Origin of the sequence: Streptomyces sp. NPDC127114, assembly GCF_042677525.1 — a bacterium.
GTDB lineage: Bacteria > Actinomycetota > Actinomycetes > Streptomycetales > Streptomycetaceae > Streptomyces.
Genome location: NZ_JBHXTJ010000001.1, coordinates 376,188 through 390,241, shown reverse-complemented (window position 1 = coordinate 390,241; position 14,054 = coordinate 376,188). Strand labels below are relative to the sequence as shown.

Below are 14,054 nucleotides of genomic sequence, written 5' to 3'. Positions count from 1 at the left end.
GGTGCGGCCGCGGCCGGTGAGGCGGCGGCGCGGGCCCGCAGCCGGTGCCAGGCGAGCAGCGAGCACAGGGCGAAGCCGAGGGCGTTGCCGAGACCGTGGGTGGCGGCCATCCAGGTCAGGCTCGGATGCGGGATGCCGGTGGCCTCGCCGAGCGCCCAGCTCAGCGCGAGCAGCATGGTGGCGACCAGGACGGCGGCCGAGGTGCCGAGCAGGGCGCGGGTGACCCGGTCGGGCGCCGTGGTGCGCGGCTCGCGCCAGACGGCGAGGGCGACGGACCACATCCCGGCGGTGAGGACGAGGGCTCCGGCGAGCTCGGCCCAGTCGTCGACGAAGTAGCCGACGAGCACCAGCAGGGTGCCGAGCGGGACGCTGAGCGCGGCGAAGCGGGTGGCCCGGCTCTCGGCCGTACGGCAGACCAGTCCGGCGACCAGGGCGGCGGCGAAGCCCGCGAAGTGGAAGTGCGGCACGGTCAGGGCCAGGATGCCGAGCTCGAAGCCGAACAGCTCGTGTCCGGCGCGCTCGGCGACCAGGGCGAGTCCCGCGACGGACGGGGTGGCCAGTGCGGTGAGCACCGCGACCTCGGCGGGCGCGAGGGACCGGGTGAGGGCGAGCCGGACCGGGGCGTGCAGCGCGAGCGCCAGGGTGGCGAGGGCGTAGCAGCCGGCCAGGGCGACGGCGAGCGGGGAGCGCGGCAGCCAGAGCGAGACCGCGCCCGGTACCGCGAACAGGGGCCAGGCGCGGCGCAGCAGCCGCAGCGTGCCCGGCTGCGGTCCGTCGACGAGCCGGAGCCCGGCGGGCACGACGACCAGCATGCCCAGCATCACGATCAGTCCGACGAGCACGGACACGGCTCCGCCACCCCCTGAATCAGGGCGTTGAACATGTTCAACGCTTCATGGGTGAGCGTAGAGCCTTCCTTGAACGTGTTCAAGTGGCGAGGTGCGCGTGCGCGCCGCCGGATGGACGCGCCTGGATTGCAGCCCTCCGAGGCCTGCGGCAGACATGAAGGAACGACCCCGGGGCGACAGGTGGGAGACCCAGTGCGCGACGCATCCAGACGACGGCCCTCGCGACGGATGCCCTCGGGGCCCGTCGCGTGCGCACTCGCCGCACTCGCCTCGGCCGTGCTGCTCGCCGGCTGCTCCACCGGCGGCCCCGGCGAACCCGGTGCCGAACAGACCGCCGCCTCGCCCGCCCGTGAAGTGCTGCTCCAGCCCGCCGGCTCCCAGGGCCCCGCGCCCTTCACGCCGTCCACGGCGCAGGAAGGCGCCCCCGTACAGGAGGACGCGCCGCCCGTCACCGGCGTCACCGACCCGGCGCCCGCCGGCCACGCCCTCACCGGCGCGACGCCCGGCCTCTACGGCGGCACCCGCGCCGTCGCCAGCTGCAACGTCGAGCAGCAGGCCGGCTACCTCACCGCCGACCCCGCCAAGGCCCGCGCCTTCGCCGAGTCCGCCGGCATCCCCGAGACCAACCTGGCCGGCTGGCTGCGCGGCCTCACGCCCGTGCTGCTGCGCGCCGACACCCGGGTCACCAGCCACGGCTACCAGGACGGCCGCCCCACCGCCTTCCAGTCCGTGCTTCAGGCAGGCACCGCGGTCCTCGTCGACCCGTACGGCACACCCCGGGTCCGCTGCGCCTGCGGCAACCCGCTGCGCTCCCCGGCCGCCGCCGAGAACGCCCGGCACACCGGCGAGCCCTGGGCCGGCTACCGCCCGGACCGCGTCGTCGTCATCACGCCCACCAGCACCGTCGTCACGAGCCTGGTGATCGCCAGCGCCGCCGACAACACCTGGCTCGAGCGACGGACCGGCAGCGACGGCGACCAGGACCGCAGGCCCGACGTCCTGCCGCCCTGCGCCCCGGCCTCCTGCGACCTCGTCGCCGACCCACCCGCACCGCTGCCGGACGGCACGGCCCCGGCCGACCCGCCCGCCGCCACGCCGACGAGCCCCGGCCGCCCCACCGGTCCCTCCGTCCCGCCCCCGCCGCACACCCCGGCCGCGCCCAGGGAACCCGCTCCGCACGAGGAACCCGTCACCCCGCCGGCACCCGACGGCGACACGACCGTCCCCGTCCCGGACGCGCCCGTGGAGCCGGACGTCCCGGCCCTGCCCAACGGACCGGGCGAGCAGCCCGCACCGGAGCCGCCGCCCTCCTTCGAGGACCCGTTCCCGGCCGAGACCGTGCCCGAGCAGCCCGAGACCTTCGAGGGCTGACCGCCCCCGCGTTGCGCCCCGTCGCCCGTCGGGGCGAACGCTGTTGCGAATCTGTGCCGATCTTCGCCGTGCACACGGGCGGTGCTGCGCCTAGCGTGGCCCCATGACAGCGGGCAGAGGGGGCGGGGAGGCGGCCGAGCGGTGCCGCTGCACGGCGGGACCGGCCGGGCAGGACTGCTGCTTCCTCCATGAGTTCGGCCAGGAATTCCGCATGGGCGGCTTCGACTGGGACCTGGTCAGCGGCCGGATGGTCATGGACGAGGGCGCCCTGAACGTCTTCGACATGGACCCCGCCGAGTACGACGGCGACCCCGCCACCCTCGGCTCCCGCGTCCTGCCCGACGAGGGCCGCCGGCTCGACGCGCTGGTCGCCCAGGCGCTCAAGGACGGCAGCGAGCGCTACGGCGCCTACTTCCGCATCCGCACCCGCGCCGGCGTCCAGCGCTGGACCCACACCCAGGGCGTCGTCCGGCGCGACCCGGACGGCCGCCCGGTCCGCATCATCGGCATCGTCCGGGACGCCTCCGAGGAGCTCTCCGAATCCGCCGCGCGCCTCGGCCTCGACGAGGGCCGCCGTCGGCGCACCAGCGTCGTCGAGGGCATGACGGCCGCCCTCGCCCACGCCCGTACCGTGCAGGACATCATCGACCTGCTCAACGACTCGCAGGGCCTGGAGCACTTCGGCGCCGCCAGCCTCGTCATGGGTCTCCTGGAATCCGGACGCATCCACCTCGTGGCCGAGGGACCCGACGGCGCCTTCGTGCCCGGCACCCGGTTCACCCGGGTGGACGAGCCGTACCCGATGAGCGAGGTGATCCGCACCCTGCGGCCCCGCTTCATCGAGTCCCCGGAGGACTTCGCCGCCTCCTACCCGGTCCTGTGGCCCCACATCAGCGGGCTCGGCATCACCTCCGCGGCCTACCTCCCGCTCATCGCCCAGGCCCGCCCGATCGGCGCCCTCGGCCTGCTCTACAGCGACCGCACCGGCTTCAGCGCCGACGAGCGCAACCTGCTCGTCGCCCTCGGCAGCTCCATCGCCCAGAGCCTCCAGCGCGCCATGCTGTACGAGCAGGAGCACGACCTCGCCGAAGGCCTCCAGCAGGCGATGCTGCCCCGCCGCATCCCCGACGTGCCCGGCGCCCAGATCGCCGTCCGCTACCGCTCCGCACGGCTCGGCCGCGACATCGGCGGCGACTGGTACGACATCATCCCGCTCCCCGGCGGCCGGGTCGGCGCCGTCATCGGCGACGTCCAGGGCCACGACACCCACGCCGCCGCCGTCATGGGGCAGCTGCGCATCGTGCTGCGCGCCTACGCCGCCGAGGGCCACACGCCCGCCACCGTGATGGCCCGCGCCTCCGTCTTCCTCCACGAGCTCGACACCGACCGCTTCGCCACCTGCACCTACGCCGAGGCCGACCCGGCCACCGGGCTCGTCCAGATCGTGCGTGCCGGCCACGTCGACCCGATGATCCAGGACCAGGACGGCAGCGCACGCCGGCTGCCCGTCGAGGGCGGCCTCCCGCTGGGCCTGTCCGCCGAGTTCGGCCGGCTCGACTACCCGGTCACGGCCGTCGAGCTCGACCCGGGCCGGACCCTGCTGCTCTACACCGACGGCCTGGTCGAGAAGCCGGGCGCCGACCTCGACGAGGGCCTGCAGTGGCTGACCTCCCTGGTCAAGCGGGGCCCGCGGGACCTCGACCAGCTCGCCGACCACTTGTGCGAGGTCGTCGACGAACGCGGCGGCGAGGACGACGTCGCCGTCCTGCTGCTGCGCCGCGCGGGCGCCCACCCGCCGCAGACCGGCGGCCGGCTCCAGCAGCACGTGGGCCAGAACGACCCCGAGGCGCTCCGCTCCGCCCGTCACATGATCCGCGCCGCCGTGCGCGCCTGGGGCGCGGGCGAGCGCTCCGACGAGATCGAGCTGGTCGCCGACGAGCTGACCACCAACGCCCTGATGCACACCGACGGCGGCGCGATCGTGACCCTGCGGATGCTGGCCGGACCCGAGCGCCGCCTGCGCGTCGAGGTCGAGGACCGCTCCAGCGCCCTGCCGCGCCGCCGGGAGGCGGGCGAGTCCGGGGTCTCCGGCCGCGGACTGCTCCTGGTGGACCGGATCTCGGACCTGTGGGGCGTGGAGCCGCGCGGCGGCGGCAAGTGCGTCTGGTGCGAGTTCGTGACCGAGCGGCCCGCGGAGTGGACGGCCGACTGGAGCACGGACCTGAAGGGGGACTGGCCCGGGCCGCTCTGACCCGTGGCGGCCCGTCCGGCCCGCCGGAGCGTCCGGACCGTCGGCACGGTCGGCCCGGGCCGCGATCCGTCCGGGCCGCTACCCGATCCGGCGGGCGCGTCCCCCGCCCGTACGGCAGGGTGGGGACATGCCCGAGCTGCCCGAGGTCGAAGCCCTCCGCGCGTTCCTGGACGAGCACCTCGTGGGCAAGGAGATCGCCCACGTGCTGCCCGTCGCCGTCAGCGTGCTCAAGACGTACGACCCGCCGCCGAGCGCCCTCGACGGCGCCCGGGTCACGGGCGTCGCCCGCCACGGGAAGTTCCTCGACATCGCCACCGAAGGCCCGGCGGGCGAACTGCACCTGGTCACCCATCTCGCCCGGGCCGGCTGGCTGCAGTGGAAGGACGTGCTGCCCTCCGGATTCCCGAAGCCCGGCAAGGGGCCGCTCGCGCTGCGGACCGCGCTCACGGGAGGCGACGGCTTCGACCTCACCGAGGCCGGGACCACCAAACGCCTCGCCGTGTACGTCGTCCCCGACCCCGCGGAGGTGGCCGGCGTGGCCCGCCTCGGACCGGACCCGCTCGCCGAGGACTTCGACCTGGCCGCCTTCACCGCCCTGCTGTCCGGCGAACGGCGCCAGATCAAGGGCGCCCTGCGCGACCAGGGCCTGATCGCCGGCATCGGGAACGCGTACAGCGACGAGATCCTGCACGCCGCCAGGATGTCGCCCTTCAAACCCACCCAGAACCTCACTCCCGAGGAGACCGCCGTCCTGTACAAGGCGATGCGCACCACCCTCGGCGAGGCGGTCGAGCGCTCCCACGGGCTCGCCGCGGGCAGGCTCAAGGCCGAGAAGAAGAGCGGGCTGCGGGTCCACGGGCGCGAGGGCGAGCCGTGCCCGGTGTGCGGCGACACCGTCCGCAGCGTCTCCTTCAGCGACTCCTCGCTCCAGTACTGCCCCACCTGCCAGACCGGCGGCAAGCCGCTCGCCGACCGCCGCATGTCGAAACTCCTGAAATAGACTCCCGCGCATGCTGCGCGTACTGGCCGTCGACGACGAGGCGCCGGCCCTCGGCGAACTGCTCTACCTGCTGCGCGCCGACCCGCGCGTGCGCACCGCCGAGGGGGCGGGCGACGCCACCGAGGCGCTGCGCAGGATCGGGCGCGCCGTGGAGGCGGGAGCGGACGGCGACGAGGGCATCGACGTGGTCTTCCTCGACATCCACATGCCCGGGCTCGGCGGACTCGACCTGGCCCGGCTGCTCGCCGGGTTCGCCCGCCCGCCGCTGATCGTCTTCGTCACCGCCCACGAGGGCTTCGCGGTCCAGGCCTTCGACCTGGAGGCCGTCGACTACGTGCTCAAGCCCGTGCGCCGCGAACGCCTCGCCGAGGCCGTACGCCGGGCCCACGACCTCGTGCACGCGCACGTGCCCGCGCAGCCGCTTCCCGAGCAGATCCCCGTCGAACTCGGCGGTGTCACCCGCTTCGTGCCCGTCGACGACATCGCGTACGTGGAGGCGCACGGCGACTACGCCCGCCTCCACACCGGCCAGGGCAGCCATCTCGTCCGTATCCCGCTGTCCGTCCTGGAGGAGCGCTGGGCCGACCGCGGCTTCGTCCGCATCCACCGCAGCCATCTGGTCGCCCTCGGCCGCATCGACGAGCTCCGCCTCGACGGCGGAGCCACCTCGGTCCGGGTCGGCGACGCGGTCCTCGCGGTCTCGCGGCGCCACGCGCGCCAGCTGCGGGACCTGCTGATGCGCCGCGCCCGCGGCTGAGCCGCGGCGGCGGCCGTCAGCACAGGTGGAGCGCGAGATGGCTCAGAGCCGTGCCCAACCGCCAGGCGGGCAGCCAGACCTGACGGTCCTCGTCGACGGTACGGGCCCCGGCGATCCCGGCGAGATCGGCGGCGCGCAGCTCGGTGGCCCGCAGCCGGCGCCAGGTGTCCCGGGCCAGGGCCAGGTCGGGCGCCGGGGTGCCGGAGCCGGCCGTCGCGAGGCGGGCGGCGACCCACGAGGACCAGGGGTGGTCGTGCGCCGTGCGGCGCAGCCAGCCGTCCGGGCCGCGGCCGTCGAGCAGCACCGTGAGGGCGAGGGTCCGCACCCCGGCCCGGAACTCCAGCGACCCGGGTGCGACGAGTCCGCCGGTGCGCATCACGTCGTCGGCGACGTACTCCGCGCACAGCCAGTCCATCGGGACGGCGAGACCGCCCCCACCGGCTCCGTTCGTGCTTTCGGGCAGCACCGATCCCACCTTCTCCCGGACGTCCTGGACGAGGCCCCGGTGACGAGCCTCCTCCGAGAAGGGCGCGCGCGGGGCCAGTTCGCTCAACTGGCCCGGCTGCTTTCGGATACGTTTCTTCGCCACATCGGTGCTGGTGGGAGCGCTGTGACGAAGGTGAAGCCGCGGGGCGCGAGCGGCTCAGCCGAGGAGCGCGTAGACCGCCGTCGCGTGCGCGGCCGGCTCCTCGGTGCCCTCGGCCGTCATGGTGATGTCCGCGAAGGCCATCCGCCTGCCCGCCTTGGTGAGCCGCGCCCGGACGAGGACGTCCGCGCCGAGCACCGGCCGCTGGAAGCTGATCGACTGCTGGACGGTCGTCATCGGGACGAAGCCGCCGCGGGCGGCGGCCACCGCGATCACGGTGGCGGTGTCGGCGGCGGCCATCAGTGCCTGGCCGGAGAGACCTCCGCCCTCCCGGGCGAGCCGGTCGGACCAGGGGAGCCTGAGGACGGCCTCGTGGCCGTCGACGGAGGCCACGGAGAGGCCCAGGTCGAGCACCCAGGGGGCGAAGTTGTCGGTGAGGACCTTTTCGGCGGCGGTGAGAGTCAGCGTCACGACGGTCATTGTGGGGCGCCGGCCGTGGGCCGGGCAACGGCCGTGCGGCGCGGCGGACGGTAGCCCGGCAGCCGGTGGCCGAGCTGGCGCAGCGCGTAGTGCGAGCGGGACTTGACGGTGCCGGCCGGGATGCCGAGCTCGGCCGCGGCCTCGTTGACCGTCAGACCGTGGAAGTAGAGCCGCACGAGGACGGCCCGGTGCTCCGGGCGCAGTCCGCGCACCGCCGCCCGGACGTCGAGCGCGGCGACGGCCGTCTCGGTGGCGTCGGCCGGGTCCGCGGTCACGGCGAGCAGCTCGTCGCCGACCTCGGCGGGCCGGGAGAGCCGGGAGCGGCGGGCGTCGATGGCGAGCCGCCGGGCCACCGTGAACAGCCAGGGCCGCATCGACTCGTACGGGGAGTCGAAGGCCTCGGGATGGAGCCAGGCGCGGACCAGGGTCTCCTGCACCAGGTCCTCGGCGCGCTGCCGGTCGCCCTGGGTCAGGCCGAGCAGGAAGGAGAACAGCGCCGGGCCGTGTTCCCGCTGGAGTTCCCTCAGGGCCCGCTCGTCGGTGGTCGCCGCTGCCGTCAGTGCCGTGGTCATGGTGCCGTATACGAACGCATCCGGGCGGCGGCGGACAGAGAGCGGGCGGATGTCTGCGACGAACGGTCGCACCGAGCGGTGAACGGTTCGGCGAGCGGTCGGCGAACGGCCGGACGGAAGCGGTGCGTCCGATTCAGCGGGGTTTCCCGCCCTCTGCGGCATTGACCCTTGACTGGGGCCTTCGTCCGCTGTGAATTCGCATGAACAGATGTTCATCCTATGAATCAGCGGAGTTCGGCAGATGACCCCACGCACCAGAACCGGCGCGGCGGCCCTCGCCGCCGTCCTGCTCGCCGCGGCCACCGGCTGCGCCGCCGCGGACCGTTCGTCCCACGGCCCGGCGGCGCCGGCCAAGCCCTCGCAGCGGCCGGCGGCCCCGGGGGCGGCCTCCGCCGGCCCGGCTCCCTTCACCCTCGTCACCTCCGGCGACGTCCTCCCGCACGACTCGATCATCCGGCAGGCCGCCGCCGACGCGGGCGGCGCGGGCTACGACTTCCGGCCCATGCTCGCCGGCGTCCGCTCCGTCGTCTCCGGCGCCGATCTCGCCATCTGCCACATGGAGACCGTGTACGGGGCGGAGGGCGGCCCCTACACCGGCTACCCCGCCTTCAAGTCGCCGCCCGAGGTGGCCGTCGCGCTCAAGGAGACCGGCTACGACTCCTGCTCCACCGCCTCCAACCACACCCTCGACGACGGTGCCGCCGGCCTCGGCCGTACCCTCGACGCCCTCGACAAGGCGGGCGTACGGCACGCCGGCTCGGCCCGCAGCGCCGAGGAGGCCGCCCGGCCCACCCTGCTCAAGGCGGGCGGCGCGACCGTGGCCCAGCTCGCCTACACCTACGACACCAACGGCTACCCGCTGCCCGCGGGGCAGCCCTGGGCCGTCAACCTCATCGACGAGCAGAAGATCGTCGCCGACGCCAGGGCCGCCCGCAAGGCCGGTGCCGACGTCGTCGTGGTGTCGGTCCACTGGGGCACCGAGTGGCAGTCCGCCCCCGACGAGCGCCAACTCTCCCTGGGTCAGGCCCTCACCGCGTCGAACACCGGCGGCCGCCCCGACATCGACCTGATCATCGGCACCCACGCCCATGTGCCCCAGGCCTACGAGAAGGTCAACGGCACCTGGATCGTCTACGGCATGGGCGACCAGATCGCCGGAGACATGATCAACTACAACGGCTCGTACGACCCCCGCGGCAACCAGGGCACCCTGGCACGCTTCACCTTCGTCCCGCCCGCCGCGCCCGGCGGCCGCTGGGAGGTGCGCAAGGCCGAGTTCGTCCCGCAGCTCTTCGACACCGCGCGCGGCCGGGTGGTCAACCTCAACGCGGCCGTCAGAAAGGGCGAGGAGCGGTACACGGAGACCCGCGACGCCATCCGCGAGGTCGTCCTCTCCCGCGGCGCGGCCCGCGACGGACTGATGGCGGGGGAGTAGCCCGGCGGAGGCCCCGGGGCGAGACCTGAGGCCCCGCCCGGCGCCCCGGGGCGAGACCTAAGGCACCACCGTCACCGGCCAGCGGCCCGCCTTCACCAGGCGGACCGCGACCGAGCCCACGAAACGGTGACCGGCAGACTCCGAGGCCCCGACCACCACCGCGTCCGCCTTCAGCTCGTCGGCGGCCGAGACCAGACCCGCGTACGCGTCACCGCGGAAGGTGTGGAACTCCCAGCGCACCCGGAAGATCTCCTTCACCCGCTCGGCGGACTCCCGGATCTCCGCCACCAGGCCCTCCGCGATCTCCTCCGTGGCCCCGGCGACCGGGGCGCCCATCGCCGCGCCCGCCGCGAGCACGGGCTGGACGTAGACGAGGGCGAGCAGCGCGTTCTGCCGCCGGGCGAGTCCGGCCGCGTAGGCCGCCGCGCGCAGCGAGGACGCGGAGCCGTCGACCCCGGCGACGATCACCTTGGGGCCGTCCGTACCTCGTTCGAATCCACTCACCCTTCGAGGCTATCGGCTCAACAGGTGGATTCGGATGGGCGGCCGGTGTCGCTGCGCGCCCCGCGCCGTCCTCCGTACGAACCATTGGTCATGAAAAAGGATGAGACGACCACAGGGCGCCGGTCGCTGCTGCGGCTCGCCGCCGCCCTCGGCGCCACCGCCGCCGTCGGGGTCTTCGCCACCGACCGCATGGGCGCGACGGACGGCCGGACCGGTCCCGCCGCCGGCGCCGCACCCTCGGCCGGGCCGTCCGCCCGGCCCACGCCCGGCGCGGCCGGACCACAGGTCCAGGCCCGGGCGCAGGCCGCGCGGCTGCGGCCCGCCGCCTACCGGCTCCAGCCGATGACCGGCTACGCGCCGCCCGCCTTCCGCCGCGCGCTCCCCCCGGTCAGGACCCGGCCCTTCCTCCATCTCACCGGCGTCGGACGCTCGATGGTGCTCACCTTCGACGACGGCCCCGACCCCCGCTACACCCCGGAGATCCTCGCCACCCTGCGCCGCTACGGCTGCCGGGCGATGTTCTTCGTCTGCGGCGAGATGGCCGTCGGCAACGAGGACCTGCTCAAGCAGATGGCGGAGGACGGCCATGTGGTCGGCAACCACTCCTGGTCCCATCCGCTGGTCCCGAAGCTGCGGCCCTCCCTGATCCGCCAGGAGCTCGGCTCCACCAGCGACGTCGTCGAACAGGCCCTGGGCGCACCGCCGTTGTGGTACCGAGCGCCCTACGGCGCCTGGAACAGGCTGTCGTTCGAGATCGGTGCCGAGCTCGGCATGGAGCCGCTGGCGTGGACCGTCGACACCCTCGACTGGAAGGAACCGCCCACCGACAGCATCGTCCGCCGGGTCCTCGACGGCGCGGGGCCCGGCGTCGTCGTCCTCAACCACGATGCCGGCGGCAACCGTTCGCACAGCGTGGCCGCGCTCAAGCGCTACCTGCCCGAACTCCTCGACCTCGGCTACAGCATCACCGTCCCGCGCCGCTGAGCCGGCACGGACACCGGCGGGCCCCGGCACCTCCTCGGTGCCGGGGCCCGCCGCCGTGCGGACGGCCTAGCGGAAGCCGACCATCCGGGCGAAGACCACCACGTTGCCGTCGTAGCCGTGGGCGCGCGAATAGCCGCCGCCGCACGTGATCACCCGCAGCTCCGGCTGGCCGGTGTCCCCGTACACCTGGACTCCGGGGAAGGCGTTCTTCGCGAAGACCTCCACCCCGTAGATCTCGAACACGGCCACCCGGCCGTCGTACCGGTCGACCTCGACGTGCTGGCCCTGCTGCAAGGAGCCGAGTCCGTAGAACACCGCGGGCCCCGACAGGTTGTCGACGTGCCCCACGATGACGGAGGTGCCGCGCATGCCCGGCGCGATGCCGTTCTGGTACCAGCCGGCGAGGTTGGACTCCTCCGGCGGCGGGGCGGCGACCCAGCCGTTGTCGTCCAGGCCCACGTCCATGAGCGGGGCCGCCACCCGGATGGCCGGGATCCTGATGCGTGACGCGGGGGCGTACGGCAGCTCCATGGCGGCGGCGGCCGTGGGGGCCGGGGCGACCGGTCGGGCGACCGGTCGCGCTGCCGCGGTGGGCTGCGGCGGGCCGGACTCGAAGCCGACCCCGTTGCGCATTATCGCCAGGCCGGACAGCATGACGAGAGCCAGCGCGCCCCAGGGTTGGCGTCTCCTGGCGGCGTCGAAGAGGCTGAAGTCCTTGGGGCTCATGGTTCTCCCTTGGTGGCGTCACGGGAACGGTAAGGGCGCCGAGGCGATCCGGCGCGCCGGGCGGGGCGAACGGGTGGCGACCGGAGGGGCACCCGCGATCGCGGCCCCGGACGCGGGCTCCTCTCGCGCGGTTCCGCGCGGGCGCTAGAGGGCACCGGCCCGGCGGAACGGGTGATCTGCCATCCGAGTAATCGTCAGATCATCGTTCTGACGCCGTGTGACCTGCGAATCCGTCAGATTCCCCACTCGTTCGGCCGGTGCCGTCCCTCACCGGACCGGCCCAAGGCCGACATGCGAAGGTCCTTCTGGTTTGTGATGGTTCGTCACGGAAGGCGTACTCGTCGAATCGCCCGGAGCACCGCTTTGGGGCGCCTTCCACTGGAGGTTCAACCATGCGTGCTGCACGCACTCTGGCGGTGACGGCGACCGCGTTCGCGGCGCTCGGGCTCGCTGCCCCCCTCGCCACCGCCACCAACGGGTCCAGCAGCGTGACCGTCGGCTCCTTCCAGGCCCCCAAGGGTGGCGACAACTCGAATGTCACCGTCTCCCCCTTCGCGGTCCACCAGGGTGCGCTTCTCCTGGTCACCACCCGGGACTGCGCCGCGGGCACGGTCTCGTCCGCGGCCTTCCCGTCCGGCACCCTCTCGGGCTCCAACCAAGGGTTCTCCACTGTCAGCGTCCGCATCTTCAACAACGCCACGCCCGGCCTGCACACCCTGACCGCCACGTGCGTCAACGGCCGGAAGCTCACGACGCAGTTCCGCGTGCTGGCCGGCCAGGGCGCGGAGGGCGGTCTGGGCGGCTCGCTCGCCCCGACCTCCACCGAGATGGCCGTGGGCGGCAGCCTCGTTGCCGCCGCCGCGCTGGGCGGGGGTCTGTTCATCGCCCGCCGGCGCCGCATGTCCGGCGCGGGGGCCTGACCGGCCGAACCTCCCGGTCGGCCCGCAACGCCCGTCGCCCCCGAGTCCTTTCCGGGACTCGGGGGCGACGGGCTTTTCCGTGGGTCTTCCTCGGCTTCGCCGGCGGGCGGGCACCCCGCCGCGCCGTCAGTGGCGTCGGCCGTCGGACGACGACCGGCGGCGGATCACGAGGACGAGGCCGACCGCCGAGGCGAGCACCATGCCCCCACCGGCCGCGAGGGTCCAGGCGTCGGTCGAGTCGAACGAGCCGCCCAGACCGCCCTGCACCCCGCGAGGGGTGGTGAGCACGGTCGAGAGGGCCGTGGGCGTCGGCGTCGTGCCGCCGCTGATGGTCAGGTCGACGGTGCCCTGCACGCCTCCGGTGCAGTTGAACGACACCGTGTACACGGCGCCGCGCTTGGCGTCGATGTCCACGGTGGCGGTGGCCGTCGAGCCGGGGGGGATGGTGACGGTGTCGAAGATGCCGGCCGAGGCCATCGCCGTGCTCGCGCAGCCGGGCGCGCTGAGCGTGACCCGGCCGCCGGGAGCGACGACCCCGGGAGACACGACGAAATCGCCCGCTTGCTTCGCTCGGGGCGCCCGGGGGTTCGGCGCCGGGGCGCCGTCGGCGGCGACGGCGAGGGGGGCGGCCAGGGCGAGGGTGGCCGCCCCCAGCAGAGCGGTGGACGCGGCACGTATCGCGCGCATGGTGGATCCTCCGGGTCCCCGAGGCGCAGCCGCGGAAGGCTATCCGCGAAAAGGCAGGACATACGCCTCGATGCCCGAAACGCTAGGAGCCCTCTATCACAGCCGCGATCCGAGACGGGCGAATGGGGCACCAAGGTCACCCGATCGGACCGCACGCGGACCCCTGCTCAGTCCGCGAGCTGCGGGAACAGGTCGACGAACGGCGCGGATGTGGCCGCGATGCCCCGGCTGAACGGCGCGTCGAAGTCCCAGATCAGGAAGAGCAGGAAGGCGATCAGGGCGCTGAAGAGGCCGGCCAGCAGCACCTCCCGCCCGGTGCGCCTGATCTGCAGCGTGAAGATCAGGCCCACCGTCACGAGCGCGCCGATGATGAGCCCGAACCACACCACGCCCGGCATCGTCGGCCCGGCGTTCTGCCCGCGGGACCCGCGGGCGTCGTCGGCGACCGCGACCTGGTCGACGAGCGGCTGGTAGGCCTGCCCCTCGAAGTCGTCGGCGGGCTGGTAGTCGGTCACGCTGCGGCGCACCTTCTCCAGGAGCTCCGTGCCCCTCTCGCTGAGCGCGTCGTGCTCCGCCATGTACGGGAACTCGTCCTCGACCACGTACCGGACGTACGCGTCGACGTCGGCCCGGATCCGCTCCCGGGTGGCCAGCGGGTACACCTCGACCCGCTCCGAGATCTCGTGCATGGCCTGCGCCTCCTGGCGCACGGTCTCCTGTGCGGCGCTGCGCGCCTCCCAGACGCCGGCGATGGCGAGGCCGAGGACGATCGCGTACACCACGCCGATCATCATCGTCATGTACTCGATGACGTCCGGGGTCTCGTTGGGGTCGTCGTCCTCGGGGAGCCTCCGGTGGTTGATGACGACGATGGTCAGCACGACGGCGCACGCGGCGGCCATCGCGATGGTGAGAACTACCCATTCGGACAAG

14 protein-coding genes and 1 pseudogene are annotated in these 14,054 nt (G+C 74.1%); 7 read left to right on the top strand and 8 right to left on the bottom strand.

Features of this window, described 5'->3' with window-relative positions; genetic code table 11:
- Positions 1 to 35: 35 nt before the first annotated feature.
- A pseudogene (locus ACFVGS_RS01740) lies at positions 36 to 848 on the bottom strand (YndJ family protein); the annotation flags it as partial.
- A gap of 192 nt (positions 849 to 1,040) precedes the next feature.
- On the opposite strand from ACFVGS_RS01740, the gene ACFVGS_RS01735 reads away from it, so the two are divergent.
- The 4 genes from ACFVGS_RS01735 (at position 1,041) to ACFVGS_RS01720 (ending at position 6,227) form a co-directional block, all read left to right on the top strand.
- Positions 1,041 to 2,219 carry a DUF6777 domain-containing protein gene (locus tag ACFVGS_RS01735; protein ID WP_385689306.1) on the top strand — a complete coding sequence of 393 codons (1,179 nt, stop codon included), beginning with the start codon at positions 1,041 to 1,043 and terminating at the stop codon, positions 2,217 to 2,219.
- 211 nt (positions 2,220 to 2,430) lie between these two features.
- Positions 2,431 to 4,470: a SpoIIE family protein phosphatase gene (locus ACFVGS_RS01730; protein ID WP_384421627.1), complete on the top strand. Its 2,040-nt coding sequence runs from the start codon at positions 2,431 to 2,433 to the stop codon at positions 4,468 to 4,470.
- Between the two features lie 127 nt (positions 4,471 to 4,597).
- A complete protein-coding gene (locus tag ACFVGS_RS01725) occupies positions 4,598 to 5,470 on the top strand; it encodes an Fpg/Nei family DNA glycosylase (protein ID WP_385689303.1) in 873 nt (290 codons plus the stop codon).
- A 10-nt stretch (positions 5,471 to 5,480) separates the two neighbouring features.
- Positions 5,481 to 6,227 (top strand): LytR/AlgR family response regulator transcription factor, encoded by a 747-nt coding sequence (locus ACFVGS_RS01720; RefSeq protein WP_384421571.1) that lies wholly within the window; start codon positions 5,481 to 5,483, stop codon positions 6,225 to 6,227.
- Between the two features lie 16 nt (positions 6,228 to 6,243).
- Here the strand turns inward: ACFVGS_RS01720 and ACFVGS_RS01715 are convergent, their stop codons facing one another.
- From ACFVGS_RS01715 to ACFVGS_RS01705, 3 genes are all read right to left on the bottom strand, one after another.
- Positions 6,244 to 6,642 (bottom strand): hypothetical protein, encoded by a 399-nt coding sequence (locus ACFVGS_RS01715; protein ID WP_385689522.1) that lies wholly within the window; start codon positions 6,640 to 6,642, stop codon positions 6,244 to 6,246.
- A 228-nt stretch (positions 6,643 to 6,870) separates the two neighbouring features.
- Positions 6,871 to 7,284 (bottom strand): PaaI family thioesterase, encoded by a 414-nt coding sequence (locus ACFVGS_RS01710; RefSeq protein WP_384421569.1) that lies wholly within the window; start codon positions 7,282 to 7,284, stop codon positions 6,871 to 6,873.
- Positions 7,285 to 7,289: 5 nt separating this feature from the next.
- A complete protein-coding gene (locus ACFVGS_RS01705; RefSeq protein ID WP_384421567.1) occupies positions 7,290 to 7,865 on the bottom strand; it encodes a sigma-70 family RNA polymerase sigma factor in 576 nt (191 codons plus the stop codon).
- 241 nt (positions 7,866 to 8,106) lie between these two features.
- Here ACFVGS_RS01705 and ACFVGS_RS01700 point away from each other — a divergent pair, with 241 nt between their 5' ends.
- On the top strand, positions 8,107 to 9,300 hold the full coding sequence (locus tag ACFVGS_RS01700; RefSeq protein WP_385689299.1) for a CapA family protein: 1,194 nt from the start codon (positions 8,107 to 8,109) through the stop codon (positions 9,298 to 9,300).
- Between the two features lie 57 nt (positions 9,301 to 9,357).
- Here the strand turns inward: ACFVGS_RS01700 and ACFVGS_RS01695 are convergent, their stop codons facing one another.
- Positions 9,358 to 9,804, bottom strand: coding sequence for a universal stress protein (locus ACFVGS_RS01695; RefSeq protein ID WP_384421564.1), 447 nt, complete (start codon positions 9,802 to 9,804; stop codon positions 9,358 to 9,360).
- Between the two features lie 90 nt (positions 9,805 to 9,894).
- On the opposite strand from ACFVGS_RS01695, the gene ACFVGS_RS01690 reads away from it, so the two are divergent.
- Positions 9,895 to 10,788: a polysaccharide deacetylase family protein gene (locus tag ACFVGS_RS01690; RefSeq protein WP_384421562.1), complete on the top strand. Its 894-nt coding sequence runs from the start codon at positions 9,895 to 9,897 to the stop codon at positions 10,786 to 10,788.
- A gap of 66 nt (positions 10,789 to 10,854) precedes the next feature.
- Here ACFVGS_RS01690 and ACFVGS_RS01685 read toward each other — a convergent pair whose 3' ends face one another.
- Positions 10,855 to 11,514, bottom strand: coding sequence for a class F sortase (locus tag ACFVGS_RS01685; protein ID WP_384421560.1), 660 nt, complete (start codon positions 11,512 to 11,514; stop codon positions 10,855 to 10,857).
- A gap of 392 nt (positions 11,515 to 11,906) precedes the next feature.
- On the opposite strand from ACFVGS_RS01685, the gene ACFVGS_RS01680 reads away from it, so the two are divergent.
- Complete coding sequence (locus ACFVGS_RS01680) at positions 11,907 to 12,434, top strand: hypothetical protein (protein ID WP_385689294.1); 528 nt, start codon at positions 11,907 to 11,909, stop codon at positions 12,432 to 12,434.
- 126 nt (positions 12,435 to 12,560) lie between these two features.
- On the opposite strand, the gene ACFVGS_RS01675 is transcribed toward ACFVGS_RS01680, so the two are convergent.
- Together ACFVGS_RS01675 and ACFVGS_RS01670 are read right to left on the bottom strand one after the other, a co-directional pair.
- On the bottom strand, positions 12,561 to 13,121 hold the full coding sequence (locus tag ACFVGS_RS01675) for a hypothetical protein (RefSeq protein WP_384409609.1): 561 nt from the start codon (positions 13,119 to 13,121) through the stop codon (positions 12,561 to 12,563).
- 167 nt (positions 13,122 to 13,288) lie between these two features.
- A complete protein-coding gene (locus ACFVGS_RS01670; RefSeq protein ID WP_384409607.1) occupies positions 13,289 to 14,053 on the bottom strand; it encodes a hypothetical protein in 765 nt (254 codons plus the stop codon).
- Position 14,054: the final 1 nt, after the last annotated feature.

Coding starts and splice junctions, on each gene's coding strand:
- ACFVGS_RS01730 (WP_384421627.1), top strand. CDS start 2,431: ATGGGCGGCTTCGACTGGGACCTGGTCAGCGGCCGGATGGTCATGGAC.
- ACFVGS_RS01725 (WP_385689303.1), top strand. CDS start 4,598: ATGCCCGAGCTGCCCGAGGTCGAAGCCCTCCGCGCGTTCCTGGACGAG.
- ACFVGS_RS01720 (WP_384421571.1), top strand. CDS start 5,481: ATGCTGCGCGTACTGGCCGTCGACGACGAGGCGCCGGCCCTCGGCGAA.
- ACFVGS_RS01715 (WP_385689522.1), bottom strand. CDS start 6,642: ATGGACTGGCTGTGCGCGGAGTACGTCGCCGACGACGTGATGCGCACC.
- ACFVGS_RS01705 (WP_384421567.1), bottom strand. CDS start 7,865: ATGACCACGGCACTGACGGCAGCGGCGACCACCGACGAGCGGGCCCTG.
- ACFVGS_RS01700 (WP_385689299.1), top strand. CDS start 8,107: ATGACCCCACGCACCAGAACCGGCGCGGCGGCCCTCGCCGCCGTCCTG.
- ACFVGS_RS01690 (WP_384421562.1), top strand. CDS start 9,895: ATGAAAAAGGATGAGACGACCACAGGGCGCCGGTCGCTGCTGCGGCTC.
- ACFVGS_RS01685 (WP_384421560.1), bottom strand. CDS start 11,514: ATGAGCCCCAAGGACTTCAGCCTCTTCGACGCCGCCAGGAGACGCCAA.
- ACFVGS_RS01680 (WP_385689294.1), top strand. CDS start 11,907: ATGCGTGCTGCACGCACTCTGGCGGTGACGGCGACCGCGTTCGCGGCG.
- ACFVGS_RS01675 (WP_384409609.1), bottom strand. CDS start 13,121: ATGCGCGCGATACGTGCCGCGTCCACCGCTCTGCTGGGGGCGGCCACC.